16 protein-coding genes are annotated in these 14,626 nt (G+C 60.6%); 6 read left to right on the top strand and 10 right to left on the bottom strand.

What is annotated here, in order from left to right; genetic code table 11:
- Positions 1 to 47: 47 nt before the first annotated feature.
- The 4 genes from ABIE16_RS23535 to ABIE16_RS23550 all read right to left on the bottom strand — a co-directional run bounded on the left by ABIE16_RS23535 (position 48) and on the right by ABIE16_RS23550 (position 3,653).
- Complete coding sequence (locus tag ABIE16_RS23535; RefSeq protein WP_057715470.1) at positions 48 to 1,007, bottom strand: AraC family transcriptional regulator; 960 nt, start codon at positions 1,005 to 1,007, stop codon at positions 48 to 50.
- 211 nt (positions 1,008 to 1,218) lie between these two features.
- Entirely contained in the window at positions 1,219 to 2,148 is a 930-nt protein-coding gene (gene catA / locus ABIE16_RS23540) for a catechol 1,2-dioxygenase (RefSeq protein ID WP_057715471.1), read from the bottom strand.
- Between the two features lie 55 nt (positions 2,149 to 2,203).
- Entirely contained in the window at positions 2,204 to 2,494 is a 291-nt protein-coding gene (gene catC, locus ABIE16_RS23545; protein ID WP_008053771.1) for a muconolactone Delta-isomerase, read from the bottom strand.
- Positions 2,495 to 2,504: 10 nt separating this feature from the next.
- Positions 2,505 to 3,653, bottom strand: a complete 1,149-nt coding sequence (locus ABIE16_RS23550; RefSeq protein WP_167362859.1) for a muconate cycloisomerase family protein — start codon at positions 3,651 to 3,653, stop codon at positions 2,505 to 2,507.
- A 124-nt stretch (positions 3,654 to 3,777) separates the two neighbouring features.
- Between ABIE16_RS23550 and ABIE16_RS23555 the strand changes: the two genes are divergently transcribed.
- Entirely contained in the window at positions 3,778 to 4,665 is an 888-nt protein-coding gene (locus ABIE16_RS23555) for a LysR family transcriptional regulator (RefSeq protein WP_429522060.1), read from the top strand.
- A 217-nt stretch (positions 4,666 to 4,882) separates the two neighbouring features.
- Here ABIE16_RS23555 and ABIE16_RS23560 read toward each other — a convergent pair whose 3' ends face one another.
- Positions 4,883 to 5,782, bottom strand: coding sequence for a polysaccharide deacetylase family protein (locus ABIE16_RS23560; RefSeq protein WP_057715475.1), 900 nt, complete (start codon positions 5,780 to 5,782; stop codon positions 4,883 to 4,885).
- Positions 5,783 to 6,007: 225 nt separating this feature from the next.
- On the opposite strand from ABIE16_RS23560, the gene ABIE16_RS23565 reads away from it, so the two are divergent.
- Positions 6,008 to 6,688: an SOS response-associated peptidase family protein gene (locus ABIE16_RS23565; protein ID WP_090454732.1), complete on the top strand. Its 681-nt coding sequence runs from the start codon at positions 6,008 to 6,010 to the stop codon at positions 6,686 to 6,688.
- A gap of 159 nt (positions 6,689 to 6,847) precedes the next feature.
- Here the strand turns inward: ABIE16_RS23565 and ABIE16_RS23570 are convergent, their stop codons facing one another.
- The 3 genes from ABIE16_RS23570 to ABIE16_RS23580 form a co-directional block, all read right to left on the bottom strand.
- The gene (locus tag ABIE16_RS23570) at positions 6,848 to 6,994 is read right to left on the bottom strand and encodes a hypothetical protein (protein ID WP_167362858.1); all 147 of its coding nucleotides are present in this window, start codon (positions 6,992 to 6,994) and stop codon (positions 6,848 to 6,850) included.
- 64 nt (positions 6,995 to 7,058) lie between these two features.
- On the bottom strand, positions 7,059 to 7,370 hold the full coding sequence (locus ABIE16_RS23575) for an AzlD domain-containing protein (RefSeq protein WP_167362889.1): 312 nt from the start codon (positions 7,368 to 7,370) through the stop codon (positions 7,059 to 7,061).
- Positions 7,370 to 8,068 (bottom strand): AzlC family ABC transporter permease, encoded by a 699-nt coding sequence (locus tag ABIE16_RS23580; protein ID WP_007978998.1) that lies wholly within the window; start codon positions 8,066 to 8,068, stop codon positions 7,370 to 7,372. The genes ABIE16_RS23575 and ABIE16_RS23580 overlap by 1 nt, the downstream gene beginning before the upstream one ends.
- Positions 8,069 to 8,235: 167 nt before the next feature.
- Between ABIE16_RS23580 and ABIE16_RS23585 the strand changes: the two genes are divergently transcribed.
- From ABIE16_RS23585 to ABIE16_RS23595, 3 genes are all read left to right on the top strand, one after another.
- Positions 8,236 to 9,171, top strand: a complete 936-nt coding sequence (locus ABIE16_RS23585) for a diguanylate cyclase domain-containing protein (protein ID WP_429522061.1) — start codon at positions 8,236 to 8,238, stop codon at positions 9,169 to 9,171.
- Positions 9,172 to 9,456: 285 nt separating this feature from the next.
- Entirely contained in the window at positions 9,457 to 10,332 is an 876-nt protein-coding gene (gene dapA / locus ABIE16_RS23590; protein WP_429522062.1) for a 4-hydroxy-tetrahydrodipicolinate synthase, read from the top strand.
- A gap of 60 nt (positions 10,333 to 10,392) precedes the next feature.
- Positions 10,393 to 10,755 (top strand): DUF2784 domain-containing protein, encoded by a 363-nt coding sequence (locus tag ABIE16_RS23595; RefSeq protein ID WP_090454727.1) that lies wholly within the window; start codon positions 10,393 to 10,395, stop codon positions 10,753 to 10,755.
- Positions 10,756 to 10,774: 19 nt separating this feature from the next.
- On the opposite strand, the gene ABIE16_RS23600 is transcribed toward ABIE16_RS23595, so the two are convergent.
- A complete protein-coding gene (locus tag ABIE16_RS23600) occupies positions 10,775 to 12,319 on the bottom strand; it encodes a sensor domain-containing diguanylate cyclase (protein WP_429522063.1) in 1,545 nt (514 codons plus the stop codon).
- Positions 12,320 to 12,403: 84 nt separating this feature from the next.
- The gene (locus ABIE16_RS23605; protein WP_218498333.1) at positions 12,404 to 12,931 is read right to left on the bottom strand and encodes a DUF3087 family protein; all 528 of its coding nucleotides are present in this window, start codon (positions 12,929 to 12,931) and stop codon (positions 12,404 to 12,406) included.
- Positions 12,932 to 13,164: 233 nt separating this feature from the next.
- Here ABIE16_RS23605 and ppnN point away from each other — a divergent pair, with 233 nt between their 5' ends.
- The gene (ppnN, locus tag ABIE16_RS23610) at positions 13,165 to 14,538 is read left to right on the top strand and encodes a nucleotide 5'-monophosphate nucleosidase PpnN (protein ID WP_057715483.1); all 1,374 of its coding nucleotides are present in this window, start codon (positions 13,165 to 13,167) and stop codon (positions 14,536 to 14,538) included.
- Positions 14,539 to 14,626: the final 88 nt, after the last annotated feature.

The raw sequence follows: 14,626 nt of genomic DNA on the forward strand, positions 1-14,626 counted from the left end.
GCGAGCAGGCTCGCTCCTACAGTAGATCGGGCGCCATTGCTGGCGCCTCAATGCCGGCGCTTGAGGGTATCGGACGGCAATTCGCCGAACTGCTTGCGGTAGCTGTCGGAGAACCGGCCCAGGTGCAGGAAGCCGTAATCCATTGCCACTTCGGTGACGTTGCGCACGTTGCAGGTCGGATCGCTGAGGCAGGCGTTGATGCGTTCCAGGCGTTTCTGGCGTAGATAGTTTTTCGGCGTAAGGCCGGCATTTCGCTCGAACAATCCGTACAACGAGCGCAGGCTCATGTGGGCCTGGCGTGCCAGCTCTTCGCTGTCGATGTCCTGCTTGAGGTTATTGGCGATGTAGTCGGCAATCGCCTCGAACGTGGCCGTCTGCGAGCCCAGTTCGAGGCGGCTGACGTTGGTTTTCATCAAGCTGAGCATCTTGCTGACGATGATCTGCGTGTAATGCTCCTGGACCCTGGGGATCTGCTCGGTGGATTCGGCCTCCTGGCAGATCATCGCCAACAGGTTGACGAAGCCTTCCAGTTCATCGAGCTGATAACGGTTTTCCAGAAACCGCACGCCCTGCCCCGGATAGCGCCAGCGCTGCTCATCGCAGACCGATTCAAACAAGCGGGTCGGGACTTTGAGGATGAATTTTTCGCAATCGGCGGAGTACGTCAGGTCCACCGGATCGTCAGGATTGATCAGCAGCAATTCGCCGGGAGCGAAGTAATGCTCCTGGCCGTGGCCACGCCACAGGCAATTGCCGCGCAGCAGCACTTGCAGGTGATAGATGCTGTCCAGCGCACCGGACGTCACCCGCACACTGGCACCGTAGCTGATGCGACACAGGTCGAGGCTGGCGAACTTGCGATGGTCGAGACTGGCCAGCGGGCTGCCGGCACGGGGCATGAGAATGCAGTGGTTACCGACATGCTGATTGACGTAGCCCGACACCGCATAGGGGTCAGCATGGTCGAATACTCTGCTGCGCTGACTCAACAGTTGAGCTTGCATCATCGGGTCACTCTCGTTGTTGTTATAGGTTGCGTCGGGGCATTCTAGAACACTGCATCAGTCCCTTGAGATTTTCCAGACAGTTAGCCGAAACCCTTGTGGGAGCGAACTTGCTCGCGATGACGGAGTGCCAGTCAACATGGATGTTGAATGTAAAACCGCTATCGCGAGCAAGCTCGCTCCCACAGAGTGGTGATCCCACAGGGTCGTGCTATCAGTCTTCCAGTGCGCGAACCCGCTCGTGGCGCTGCTGTTCTTCAGGCTGGGCCGAGGACTGCAGGGTGAAATCGAAGTCAATTTCGGCAAAGCGACCGCTGACACCATGGGCCGCCGCGCGCTGCTGATCGTCGCTGAAGGTGATTTTGGCGATCAGTTCGTCACGGGTGGCGTAGGCGAAATCGTCGTGCAGGTACTGATCGCCGTCAAGGTTGATCTGGGTGGTCAGGTGGCGATGATCCGGCGCGGAAATGAAGAAGTGCACGTGCGCCGGACGCTGGCCATGACGACCCAGTTGATCGAGCAGTTGCTGGGTCGGACCGTCCGGTGGGCAGCCATAGCCCGACGGCACGATGCTGCGGAAACGATAGCGGCCTTCGGCGTCGGTCACGATACGGCGACGCAGGTTGAATTCCGATTGCGTGGTGTCGAAGTACGAGTAGGTGCCACCGGTATTGGCGTGCCAGACATCCACCACGGCACCGGCCAGGGGTTCGCCAGCGGTGTTGAACACGCGGCCTTGCATGAACAGGGTCACACCCGGATCGACGCCGTCGTCCAGACGCGCTTCGCCTTGCGACAGCGGCGCACCCGCCACGTACAGCGGGCCTTCGATGGTGCGCGGGGTGCCACCGGACTTGCCGGCCTGCTCGTCTTCGGCGTCCATCAGCAGGTCGAGGTAGTGCTCCAGACCGAGACCGGCCACCACCAGCCCGGCTTCCTGGCGAGCGCCCAGCACGTTGAGGTAGTTGACGGCTTTCCAGAACTCTTCCGGGGTCACGGCCAGGTCTTCGATGATGTTCACCGAATCACGCAGGATGCGGTACACCAGCGCTTTGGTCCGTGGGTTGCCGGCGTCGTTGAGCAGGCCGCTGGCCTCTTCGAGAAATTTCTGGACTTCGGCAGTGTGGGAAATCTTGACGTTCATTTTGAAGGGTTCCTCATCTTGTAATTATTAGCGTAGCGCGCTGAACAGGCTGGGCTCAGCGGTCATCGTCACGGATGGAAGAAGGATGCCGGCACATCGCGTCGATTTCGATGGCCATGTACGGGAACAGCGGTAATTGCATCAGCAGGTCATGCAGTTCCTGAACGCTGTCGACATCGAACACGCTGTAGTTGGCGTAGTGCCCGGCGATGCGCCACAGGTGGCGCCACTTGCCCTGCTCTTGCAGGCGCTGGGCCAGGGCTTTCTCGTCAGCCTTGAGTTTGGCTGCCGCTTCGGGATTCATGTCGACCGGCAGATTCACGGTCATTTTTACGTGGAACAGCATAATGCTCTCCTCAGGCTTGATGAATGGCGGTGGATGTCTTGTCGCGGCGGAAGAACGCCAGGCGCTCTTCATCCAGGCTCAGGCCCAGGCCCGGCGTTTTCGGCACGTGCAGTTCAAAATCGCGATACACCAGCGGTTCGCTGAGAATGTCTTCGGTCAGCAGCAACGGGCCGAACAGTTCGGTGTCCCACGCCAGCTTGTTCAGGGTGACGAAGGCATGGGCCGAGGCCATGGTGCCCAGGCCACCTTCAAGCATGGTGCCGCCGTACAGGGCAATACCGGCCGCTTCAGCGATCGAGGCGGTGCGCAATACGGCACGTGGGCCACCGTTTTTGGCGATCTTCAGGGCGAACACCGAAGCTGCGCCTTCGCGGGCCAGGTTGAACGCATCTTCCACGCATTCGATGGATTCGTCGGCCATGATCGGCGCCGGGCTCATCGCGTTGAGGCGAGCCATGCCGGCGCGGTTGTTACGCGAGATCGGCTGTTCGATCAGGTCGATGCCATTGGTGCCGAGGATCCTGCAGGCCCGCAGCGCCACCGCTTCGTCCCAGGCCTGATTGACGTCGACCCGCACGCTGGCGCGGTCGCCCAAGGCCTTCTTGATAGCGATGACGTGGGCCAGGTCGCGGTTGACCTCCCCGGCGCCGATCTTCAGTTTGAAGATGCGGTGGCGACGCAGGTCGAGCATTTTTTCCGCTTCGGCGATGTCCTTCTCGGTGTCGCCGCTGGCCAGGGTCCAGGCCACGGGCAGCGCGTCGCGAACACGGCCGCCAAGCAATTCGCTGACCGGCAGGCCGAGGCGTTTGCCCAAGGCATCGAGCAGTGCGGTTTCAATACCGGATTTGGCGAAGGTGTTGCCGCGAATGCTGCGCTCCAGGCGCAACATGGCAGCGTTGACGTTGTTGCTGTCCTGGCCGATCAACAGTGGCGCGAAGTGCGCGTCGATGTTGGTCTTGATGCTGTCCGGGCTTTCATTGCCGTAAGCCAGACCACCGATGGTGGTGGATTCGCCGATGCCTTCGATGCCGTCGGCGCAACGCACGCGGATGATCACCAGGGTCTGGTTCTGCATGGTGTGCATCGCCAGCTTGTGCGGGCGGATGGTCGGCAGATCGACGATGATCGTCTCGATCGACTCAATGGCTGTTGCAAGCATTTCGATACCCGTCAGGTTCTTGAAGTTCTGGAATCGATTCTCGTACGGCTTTTTTCCTGAAGCCAATATAGAATTGGTCTGACTTGATACCTTAAAGGTATGCAACTGATTGACTGGAGGCCCCATGGAACTGCGGCACCTGCGTTACTTCCAGGTATTGGCTCAAACCCTCAACTTCACCCGCGCGGCCGAGTTGCTGCACATCGCCCAGCCGCCCTTGAGTCGGCAGATCCAGCAACTGGAGGACGAACTGGGGGTGATGCTGCTCGAGCGCGGCCGACCGCTGAAGTTGACCGACGCCGGGCGGTTTTTCCACGAGCACTCCACCGCCCTGCTCGAACATCTGAACAAGGTCTGCGACAACACCCGGCGCATCGGGTTGGGTGAGAAAACCTGGCTGGGTATCGGCTTTGCGCCGTCGACACTGTATGGCGTGCTGCCGGAACTGATCCGCCGGTTACGCAGTGGCGAGCCGCTGGAGCTGGAGCTGGGGCTTTCTGAAATGACCACCCTGCAACAGGTGCAGGCGTTGAAGGCCGGGCGCATCGATATCGGTTTCGGTCGAATCCGTATCGACGACCCGGCCATCGTCCAGACCGTGCTCACCGAAGACCGCCTGGTCGCCGCCCTGCCCGCCGGGCATCCGTTGCTCGCAGGGCCCATCAGTTTGCGGGAACTGGCCAAGGAACCCTTTGTGCTGTACCCCGGCAATCCAAGGCCGAGTTACGCCGACCATGTGATTGCCCTGTTCGAGTCCTACGGCGTGAGCATCCACGTCGCGCAATGGACCAACGAGCTGCAAACGGCGATCGGGTTGGTGGGGGCGGGAATCGGCGTCACGCTGGTACCGGCCTCGGTGCAGTTGCTGCACCGCGACGACATCGGCTTCACCCCGCTGCTGGAAGACAACGCCACCTCGCCGATCATTCTCAGCCGACGGGTGGGCGATGTATCGCCGGGGTTGAACCATTGTTTGCGGATGATTGATGAGCTGCTGCCACCAGCAGCGTAAGGCAATAGAACAGGCGATAATCACCTGTGGCGAGGGGGCTTGCCCCCGTTGGGGCGCGCAGCGGCCCTAAAACCATCTGAGCTTGCGACGGCTGCGCCGCCGAACGGGGGCAAGCCCCCTCGCCACAGGTCAGTGTTCACTGGGAACCTGGGTCAGCCCGCAACCCGCCCGGTGAAATTCGCAATGAGTGCGATCCAGTTCTCATTTCTGCAAGCGTCTAACGGGTGTTCCCGCCCCAGATCCAGTTCCAGAACCCCGGCAATTCGACTGGCTGCGAACCGTCACGCACGGTGCGCGCCATGGCCGCCCGCTGTAACGCAGCCTGATCGTCGTAAAACGGCTTGTCGGCGGTTTTCACTCCGGTCTCCCGGGCGCTGTCGAGCAGAATCTGCAGGTATTCGCGGGTATGCCGGGCGGTATAGCGGTTGAGGTCGTGGAAGGTCACCACCACCGGAATCACGCCATCGACCACCGGCAACTCGCCGCGGGCAATGCGCTCGCGAACTTCGGACATCGAGCGCAGCATGTGCGACCGGCGCCGGGGGCTGGCGTTGAAGCCCCAGATCTTGCCGTCATTGGCGCTCAAGTCGGTGAGCAGTACATGCAGGCCATGCCGCTGATAAGCGGCGAAGGTGCGTTTGTCGTAGTTCCAGAATGGCGGGCGCAACAGGGTTGGCGCAGCGCCGGTAATCGCGGCGATGTCGGCGCTGCCATCGGTGAGGGCCTGCTCCAACACCGGTGGGTCAAGGGAGCGATGATTGGTGTGCCGGGGTGTTGCCGTGTGAAAGCCCAGGATATGACCTTCGGCATGTTCACGACGCATGATGTCCCGGCCCAATTCGCTGCCACCGGCTCGCGGAGCGCGGGTTTGCACGAAGAACACGGCCTTGATGTCCGATTGCAGCGGGTTTTGCGCCAGGCTCTCCAATACAGTGACGGTCGGATTCCACCAGCTCGATGCACTGGGGCCGTCATCGAAGGTCAGCAGAAACCGGATGGGGGGTTGCGCCTGCAAACGCTGCTCGGTCCGCGGAGTCATTTCGATGGGTGCGGCGATACAGCCGAACAAACCCACTGCCAGGGCGCACACCGTTAAACACTTGAACAATCGTTTCATCTTTTGCCTTGGGCCAGACCATCACGGTCGATACTTCAATGGGCAAGGATCCTTCGCCCGCTCATCCGTCGTCGGCCCGCATCGAGACGACGGGCCGCATCGAGACGACGGGCCGAGGTTGGATAGGGTACACAGGGTTTGGTTCCGGTGCTTGCCAGGCCCGTTTCGCCACGAGCAACTAAACTCAAAGCTTCGGTCGGAGCGTCTTAACCGGAGTGTCAGGCCATGTGCGGACGACTGTCGCAATACCGTGGAATCCACGACTTCGTAGCGGTGCTGAGCATCCCCGACGCGCTGATCAATCGCGTCGGCAACGAACCCCTGGGGCACTATAACGCCGCCCCCACCACGCAACTCGCCCTGCTGCACCTGGAGAACGAGCGGCTGCACGCCGACGCCGTGCGTTGGGGTTGGCGACCGCACTGGGCGACGGATCGCGTGGAGCCGGTCAATGCCCGGGTCGAGAAAGTCGCCCACGGCCCGTACTTTCGGGCGATCTGGCCCCATCGCGCGATCTGCCCTATTGATAACTGGTTCGAATGGGTCGACACCGGCGAGGCCAACAAACAACCGTGGCTGATCCGGCGACGGGACCGCGCCCCGGTTTTCTGCGCGGCCATCGGCCAGTACCCCATCGGTGGAGCGCCCCACAGGGAGCACGACGGTTTCGTCATTCTGACGGCCGACAGCGCGGGCGGCATGCTTGACGTGCATGACCGCCGACCGGTGGTGTTCTCGCCCGAACTGGCGCGGGAATGGCTGGACCCGGCCACGCCCAAGGAGCGAGCCGAAGAAATGGCGTTATCCCAGGGCGAGGCCAGCGATGTATTCGAGTGGTACAAGGTCGACAGGGCCGTTGGCAACGTCAGGAACCAGGGCGCCACGCTGATCAAGGAAGTCCCATGAACTGATCAACAGCTGTAGGAGCGAGCTTGCTCGCGATGGACTCAAGAGCGCCGCGTTTAGCCAGTAAACACGCGTAATCGTTAACGACCATCGCGAGCAAGCTCGCTCCTACAGCAGCATTACGCTCAATGGAGGGGCTTCGTTGTATTCCCGTGCTGCTCAGAACTTGCGGTCAGGCTCTGACAGTTCCTTACCGTCGTCAGGATGCTTCCAGTCCGGTACCGAACGTTTCTGCTGCTCAATCTCTTCTTCCGTGGGTTCGTCCTCATCTTCTTCCGGGTCCGGTTGCTTGGGTTCATTGGCCATGTTCACCTCTCTTCCTGAAGGGATCGGTCATCAACTTAAGCTTAGATCAGTTCCCCTGCCCCGCTCAGAGCCACCAGCGCAGCAAAAAGAAGAAGCCCATGCTCAACAGCATGCTGAGCAACGTATTGCGCGTGTAGAGCACCAGCCCGACCGCCACCAGCGAGCTGATCAGATAGGGATTGTCCCAGTGCAGATTCAGCTGTTTTTCCGGCATGAACACAATCGGCCCGCAGATGGCGGTCAACATGCCCGGTACGGCAAACCCGAGGAACTGCCGGGCATTGCTGCTCAAGCGTAGCGGCAGTCGCGGTTCCAGAAAAACATAGCGGTTGAGGAACACCAACACGCCCATTCCGATAATCACTGCCCAGACCATCATGTGCGTCCACCGTAGAATTTATTGCAGACAAACCCGGCGGTCATGCCCGCCAGCCCCGACAGCACCAGCGCCGAGCCCCATTGCCAGTAGCTGAACAGCACCGAGCAGAACAGCGACACCGCCACGCACACCACGGTCGGCACATTGCGCACCACCGGGGTGATCAGGGCGATGAAGGTCGCCGCGATGGAGAAATCCAGGCCCAGGTGTTCAAGGCCGGGAATGCTGCTGCCGAGCACAATGCCCGCCAGGGTGAACAGGTTCCAGGCGATGTAGAACGTCAGGCCCACGCCCAGGGCGTACCAGCGGTTGAACTGCTGTTTGTCGTGCTGGCTGGTCAGGGCGAACAACTCATCGGTGAGCAAGAACCCCAGGCCCGCGCGCCAGCGCCCCGGCAATGGCGAAATCACCGAGCGCATGCTCATCCCGTAGAGCAAATGCTGGGAGGTCAGCAGCAGTGTGGTCAGCAAGATCGAAAAAATCCCGGCACCGCCCTTGAGCATGCCGATGGCCACCAGTTGCGCGGCACCGGCAAACACAATGCTCGACAGGCCCTGGCCTTGCAGGGGCGTGAGGTTGGCTTCGATGGCCATGGAACCGGCCAGCAAGCCCCAGGGCGCGGTGGCCAGGGACAACGGCATGATCGCCGCTGCGCCGCGCAAAAAGGCACTGCGCGGCATGATTGAGTTGGACATAACGTTCTACAGACAGGGATAGACCCCAGACTGTGCCAGCAGTCGCGGCCGAAGGCTTGAACAATCTTGCTCACTGATACGTGGCGTGCCATTCATCGGCTGCCCGCTTGATTCGCCAAAGTGCTAGCAACATGATGGCCCTGCATTTTCATCGAGGCAGGCCCTTCATGAGTTCAGTGGAAACCGACAGCGACGTTTATAAAACCCTGCTTGAATCGACCCGGGCGATTCCCTGGCGCATCGACTGGAAAACCATGACGTTCAGCTACATCGGGCCACAGATCGAAGAACTGCTGGGCTGGAAACAGCACAGCTGGGCGTCGGTCAATGACTGGGTCGAGCGCATGCATCCGGATGACCGCGACTACGTGATGGACTTCTGCGTCTCGCAATCGCGCGCCGGTATCGATCACGAGGCCGACTATCGCGCACTCACCGAAAGCGGTGAGTACGTCTGGATCCGCGATGTGGTGCATGTGGTGCGCAAGGACGGCGAAGTCGAGGCGCTGGTAGGTTTCATGTTCGATATCAGCGAGCGCAAGAAAACCGAAGAGCACCTGGTCCGCCTGCAAAAGCAGCTTGAAGAGTATTCCTTCCAGGACGGCCTGACCTGCATCGCCAACCGGCGCATGTTCGACACCGTGCTGGAGCGCGAGTGGAACAATGCCCAGCGCACCGGCTTGCCATTGTCGGTGATCGTGCTGGATATCGACTACTTCAAGCAGTACAACGACCATTACGGCCACATCAAGGGCGACGAATGCCTGCGCCGCGTTGCGCAAACCTTGTCCCTGGCGGCGAACCGGCCACGGGATTTCATTGCGCGGATCGGCGGTGAAGAGTTTGTCTGGCTGCTGCCGGAAACCGATGCCGAGTCAGCGCGGCTGGTGGCGCACAAGTGCCTGCACCTGATTCGTCAGCAGCAGATCCCCCATGAATTCTCGAACGTGTCGAAGCTGCTGAGTATCAGCCTCGGCGTCGGCACCACCCTGGCGTCGATGCACGCGACGGCCCTGGAATTCGTCGAACAGGTCGATCATTTGCTGTACAAGGCCAAGCACAATGGCCGAATGCGCGCCGAGTACGCTGATTTTCGTGATTGACAAACGGCGCGCCGGCTTTTAAAACTGAGCGCCTCACTCAGGGTGTAAGCAAGTATGTCCGCAACCTTCAATCTCGACTCTTCCGTCATTGGCTTGATTGCCAAGGCGCAAGGTTGCGTTGCGCACGCCCTCAAATCGAAGAAACAGTCGCTCATGTGACCGGGGCGCGCTGTCCCGTCAGATGAGCTGACAGGACATTGAGCGCGACGGACCACCCTCCCCTTGCTTACTCTCCTTCCATGCCCCTGACGGTGACGAAATCGGTCAACCATCAGGAGAAAGTGCATGTCAGCGTTTCAAGGTATCTGGGTTCCACTGGTCACACCCTTCCACAACGGCGCCATCGATTTTGTCGGCTTGCGCCGGCTGGTCAGCCATCTGCTGGAAAAAGGTGTCGACGGACTCATCGTTTGCGGCACCACCGGCGAACCGGCGGCGATGGGCAAGCATGAGCAACTGGCGGTGCTCGATGCGGTGCTGGAACTGGTGCCGGCGCAACAGGTGGTCATGGGCCTGGCCGGTAACAACCTGACCGAGTTGTTGCAGTTCCAGAGCGAGATCCTCAAGCGCCCGGTGGCTGGCCTGCTGGTGCCGGCACCGTATTACATCCGCCCTTCCCAGGCCGGCCTCGAAGCGTTTTTCCGCACGGTCGCCGATGCCTCCAGCGTACCGCTGATTCTCTACGACATCCCATACCGTACCGGCGTGGCCTTCGAACAGGCGACCCTGCTCAACATCGTCGCCCACGAGCGGATCGTCGCCATCAAGGATTGCGGCGGTAATTTTTCCAACACCCTCGCCTTGCTCAACAGCGGCCTTGTCGACGTGCTGTGCGGCGAAGACAACCAGATCTTCAATGCCCTGTGCCTGGGCGCCAAAGGTGCGATTGCCGCGTCGGCGCATGTCCGTCCCGAACTGTTCGTACAACTACACCGACAGATCCGCGACAACCAATTGGCCGAGGGCCGCGCCACGTTTTTCCGTTTGCTGCCACTGATCAACAGCCTGTTCCTGGAGCCCAACCCGGCCCCGGTGAAAACCGCGCTGGCCCTGCAAGGCTTGATCGGTGACGAACTGCGCGCGCCCATGCAACGCAGCAGTGAACCGATGACCGAGCGTTTGAAGGGTGTGCTCAGCGCATTGGGCCGCGACAATCGATAGAGCAACGGCCTGCGGCCCGAGTAACATGGAGCGATTCGTTCAGCCTTCAGGGGCACCGACATGCTGTACCGAATCGCCGCCGACGGGCTGATGCTGTTTCACTTGCTGTTCATCGTATTTGTGTTGTTCGGCGGGTTGCTGGTGCTCAAATGGCGCCACCTGATCTGGTGGCACCCGCCGGCCGCGCTGTGGGGTATGGCGGTGGAGTTCTTCCACCTGCCCTGCCCGCTGACCGACTGGGAAAACCGCATGCGCCATGAAGCCGGGCAAACCGGCTATGGCGGAGGATTCATCGAGCATTACATTTGGCCGGTGATTTACCCGGCGGGCCTGACGCCCGGCATTCAGTTGGGATTGGGCGCCGTGGTGTTGCTGATCAACGTGCTGATCTATCTTCGGTTGATCAAGCGATGGGCTGCCTGATCTTCAACCAGCCCGACGTTCAGTTGGCAATCACGCTCATGTTCCGCCCACTGGCCTTGGCCACGTACAGCGCCTTGTCTGCCGCACCAATCAGGTCTTCGGGGCGGACCTGGGACGCGGCATTGCTGGCACAGACGCCGACACTGACGGTCACGATGCCTTCCGGGCTGTCACTGTGGGCAATGTCGGCCTGCAGTACCGCACGGCGGATTTTCTCCGCCACCAGAAATGCCCCCACGTAGTCGCTGCCGGGCAGCACCACGGCAAACTCTTCGCCACCATAGCGGGCGGCCAGGTCACCGGGACGCTTGATGCTGTTCGTGATGATCGCACTGACCTTGCGCAAACACTCGTCACCGGCCAGGTGGCCGTAGCAGTCGTTGAACGGTTTGAAATGGTCGACATCAATCATCAACAGCGCCAATTCGGACTGGCTGCGTCGGGCACGGCCCATTTCGGCATCGATGAAAGCGTCGAGCTGACGGCGGTTGGCCAGTCCCGTCAGCGCGTCCTTGAGGGCCAGGCCTTCGAGGTTGCGATTGACCTCCAGGAGCTTGTCCTGGGTGTCCAGCAACTCGACCTGCACCAGATTCTGCTGCCTCATCAGCTTGATAAGCCGAAACCCCAGTACCCCGAGAAAACCCAGCAACAGCGTGACGATACCGGCGCTGAGCAGCGTCTCCTTGCGCCAGCTGCCGAGCACTTCATCCTTGTTCACCGCGGTAAAAACGATCAGCGGATAACCCTCGACCCGGCGATAGCCAGTCACCCGCTCAACACCGTCAACGATCGACCTGAGCGTGGCGGTACCTGCGTCGCCCTTGGGCAACAACTCGTTGAACAACGGGCTCTTGGCGAGGCTGGAACCGATCTCCGCTTCCTTGAAGGGCCTGCGAATGACAATGCGGGCATTGTCGCCGATCAGGTTGATCACGCCGTTACTGCCCATGTCGATGCTGTCGTAGAGCTGCAGGAAATGGCTGAGGTAAATCGTCGCCACCGCCACCCCGGCAAAGCTGCCGTCGGGATGATTGAACCGGCGCGAAACCGTCATGATCCATTCACCGCTCGAACGGCTCTTGATCGACGGCCCGATGTGCGGCCCACGGCTGGGGTTATCGCGATGGAAGGTGAAGTATTCGCGGTCGGAATTGTTGACGCCGGTTTGGCCGGCGCCGTTGGAATTGGCGATCCATTGCCCTTTTTCGTCGAAAACGAACACGCCATGGAGCTGACTCAACTCACTGCGCTGGGCATTGAGCAATGCCGGCAGCCGGGATTGATCCACACCCTCGTGCTCCAGCCGATCGACCAGGGTGAACAACAGTGTGTCGGCCTGCTTGATCGTTGCCTGCGCTTGCGATGCCAGGGTCTGCGCAAGGTTGGACATCGTCACTTCCTTGTCATGCAGGTAGTACTGGCGCGAGCTCCAGGCTTCCCAGATCACGATAGCCACCATCGACAGGCACACTGCGAGCAGCAGGATCACCGCCGAGCGAACCTTGAGCCGGGGCACCGCTGGCCGGAGCATTTCAATATGATCGTTGATCGATGGATGTACCATGCTGCTCCCTGATTGTCTGTGACAGGGCGATTCTTCCTGATCGCCTCTTTTGCTGACTATGCCTGATACAGGCTCGCAATGATGTTAGCGCGACGCCTGCTTTACCGCCTCCAGCCACGCCGGATCCAGCCGCGTCTGTTCGGTGTCGATGCCCAGCGCTTGCATTCGTTCCTTGTGCTGATCCATTTCGCGGAGTAACTGGCCGTGGTCGCTGGAGTTGCCATCGAGTTGATGCATCTGGTTCAACCCCAAATGGTAGAAACGCAACAGCTTCATCGCAACCGGATCGCCCTTTTCCACGGCCGTCGTTACATGATGCATGACATTGGTAACGCTCATCAGGCTGCGCTTGAGTTGCCAACTGTAGACCGCCGGCGCCATCCATTCCTGGCGCCAGAACACCTTGCGCATCAACGCTGCCATCGCCAGCACCGCAACGAACACGCCACCGGCATTGAAGCGCAGATTGTCGCCTCCCGGCGTGCCGAACAGAGCCACCGCCGCCGTGGACAGCACCATCGCCAGCGCCAGAAAGATCAGGGCAATGATGACCGTGCTGCGCCGGGTCTGTTGCCGGTAGGTATCGGCGTTCATCGGCTGGATTTCGAACATTGCGTCGGGTTTCCTGAGCTTCAATGGTAAAAAGGGGTCTGAGGCAAAAAGACTGCGGGCCATTATCGCCTCTGCGCGGGATTTAGCTATGCTGGGGCTCCTTTTCATCTTTTCATCGTCAAGCGGGGACATGGCGAGACTGCGCAGTTCGTGCCATCTTCTTTCATGAGTACACATTATTCGGATGCCATTCGTTGTTGTTGTGTGAATGACATCGTTTTAAGGATCATTGAATGACCCAACGCCAAGTTATCAACGCCTCCGTCAGTCCCAAAGGCAGCCTGGAAACACTCTCGCAACGGGAAGTCCAGCAATTGAGCGAAGCCGGTTCCGGCAGCACCTACACCCTCTTCCGCCAGTGCGCCCTGGCCATCCTCAACACCGGCGCCCATGTCGACAACGCCAAGACCATTCTTGAAGCCTACAAGGATTTTGAAATCCGCATTCACCAGCAGGACCGTGGCGTGCGCCTGGAACTGCTGAACGCCCCGGCCGACGCCTTCGTCGACGGTGAAATGATCGCCAGCACCCGGGAAATGCTGTTCAGCGCCCTGCGTGACATCGTCTACACCGAAAACGAACTCGACAGCCAACGCATCGACCTGAGCAGCTCCCAGGGCATCAGCGATTACGTCTTCCACCTGCTGCGCAACGCCCGCACCCTGCGCCCTGGCGTCGAGCCGAAGATCGTGGTGTGTTGGGGCGGGCACTCGATCAACACCGAAGAATACAAATACACCAAGAAAGTCGGCCACGAACTGGGCCTGCGCAGCCTGGACATCTGCACCGGTTGCGGCCCCGGCGTGATGAAAGGCCCGATGAAAGGCGCCACCATCGCCCACGCCAAGCAACGCATCCACGGCGGCCGCTACCTGGGCCTGACCGAACCCGGAATCATCGCCGCCGAGGCGCCGAACCCGATCGTCAACGAACTGGTGATCCTGCCGGACATCGAAAAACGCCTGGAAGCCTTCGTCCGCGTCGGCCACGGCATCATCATCTTCCCGGGCGGCGCCGGTACGGCCGAAGAGTTCCTGTACCTGCTGGGCATCCTGATGCACCCGGGCAATGAAGGCCTGCCCTTCCCGGTCATCCTCACCGGGCCGAAACACGCCGCGCCGTACCTGGAACAACTGGACGCATTCGTCGGTGCGACCCTGGGCGAAACCGCCAAGCAGCACTACCAGATCATCATCGATGACCCGGCCGAAGTGGCGCGGCAGATGACCCAGGGCCTCAAGGCGGTCAAGCAGTTCCGCCGCGAGCGCAACGACGCGTTCCACTTCAACTGGCTGCTGAAAATCGACGAAGGCTTCCAGCGCCCGTTCGACCCGACCCACGAAAACATGGCCAACCTGAAACTGAGCCTCGACCTGCCGTCCCACGAACTGGCAGCGAACCTGCGCCGCGCGTTCTCCGGCATCGTCGCCGGCAACGTCAAGGACAAGGGCATCCGCCTGATCGAAGAACACGGGCCGTACCAGATCCGTGGCGACGCGGCGATCATGCAACCGCTGGACCTGCTGCTCAAAGCCTTCGTCGCCCAGCACCGGATGAAACTGCCGGGCGGCGCGGCGTATGTGCCGTGTTATCGGGTGGTGGCATAACCCTTTCGGTGTAATAACGCCGACATGAGCTTTACCGTCGCGAGCCGCAGTGAAAGCTGCGGTTCGCGGCACTCTATGGAAAGAAAAA

This window comes from Pseudomonas sp. 2725 (assembly GCF_050434585.1).
Lineage (GTDB): Bacteria > Pseudomonadota > Gammaproteobacteria > Pseudomonadales > Pseudomonadaceae > Aquipseudomonas > Aquipseudomonas jessenii.

What these genes read in the sequence shown, in the direction of transcription:
- ABIE16_RS23555 (WP_429522060.1), top strand. Translation starts at nt 3,778, where the DNA reads ATGGAACTGCGGCACCTGCGTTACTTCCAGGTATTGGCTCAAACCCTC.
- ABIE16_RS23560 (WP_057715475.1), bottom strand. Translation starts at nt 5,782, where the DNA reads ATGAAACGATTGTTCAAGTGTTTAACGGTGTGCGCCCTGGCAGTGGGT.
- ppnN (WP_057715483.1), top strand. Translation starts at nt 13,165, where the DNA reads ATGACCCAACGCCAAGTTATCAACGCCTCCGTCAGTCCCAAAGGCAGC.
- ABIE16_RS23535 (WP_057715470.1), bottom strand. Translation starts at nt 1,007, where the DNA reads ATGATGCAAGCTCAACTGTTGAGTCAGCGCAGCAGAGTATTCGACCAT.
- catA (WP_057715471.1), bottom strand. Translation starts at nt 2,148, where the DNA reads ATGAACGTCAAGATTTCCCACACTGCCGAAGTCCAGAAATTTCTCGAA.
- ABIE16_RS23570 (WP_167362858.1), bottom strand. Translation starts at nt 6,994, where the DNA reads ATGGCCAATGAACCCAAGCAACCGGACCCGGAAGAAGATGAGGACGAA.
- ABIE16_RS23565 (WP_090454732.1), top strand. Translation starts at nt 6,008, where the DNA reads ATGTGCGGACGACTGTCGCAATACCGTGGAATCCACGACTTCGTAGCG.
- ABIE16_RS23575 (WP_167362889.1), bottom strand. Translation starts at nt 7,370, where the DNA reads ATGGTCTGGGCAGTGATTATCGGAATGGGCGTGTTGGTGTTCCTCAAC.
- dapA (WP_429522062.1), top strand. Translation starts at nt 9,457, where the DNA reads ATGTCAGCGTTTCAAGGTATCTGGGTTCCACTGGTCACACCCTTCCAC.
- ABIE16_RS23550 (WP_167362859.1), bottom strand. Translation starts at nt 3,653, where the DNA reads ATGCTTGCAACAGCCATTGAGTCGATCGAGACGATCATCGTCGATCTG.
- ABIE16_RS23605 (WP_218498333.1), bottom strand. Translation starts at nt 12,931, where the DNA reads ATGTTCGAAATCCAGCCGATGAACGCCGATACCTACCGGCAACAGACC.
- ABIE16_RS23595 (WP_090454727.1), top strand. Translation starts at nt 10,393, where the DNA reads ATGCTGTACCGAATCGCCGCCGACGGGCTGATGCTGTTTCACTTGCTG.
- ABIE16_RS23600 (WP_429522063.1), bottom strand. Translation starts at nt 12,319, where the DNA reads ATGGTACATCCATCGATCAACGATCATATTGAAATGCTCCGGCCAGCG.
- ABIE16_RS23580 (WP_007978998.1), bottom strand. Translation starts at nt 8,068, where the DNA reads ATGTCCAACTCAATCATGCCGCGCAGTGCCTTTTTGCGCGGCGCAGCG.
- ABIE16_RS23585 (WP_429522061.1), top strand. Translation starts at nt 8,236, where the DNA reads ATGAGTTCAGTGGAAACCGACAGCGACGTTTATAAAACCCTGCTTGAA.
- catC (WP_008053771.1), bottom strand. Translation starts at nt 2,494, where the DNA reads ATGCTGTTCCACGTAAAAATGACCGTGAATCTGCCGGTCGACATGAAT.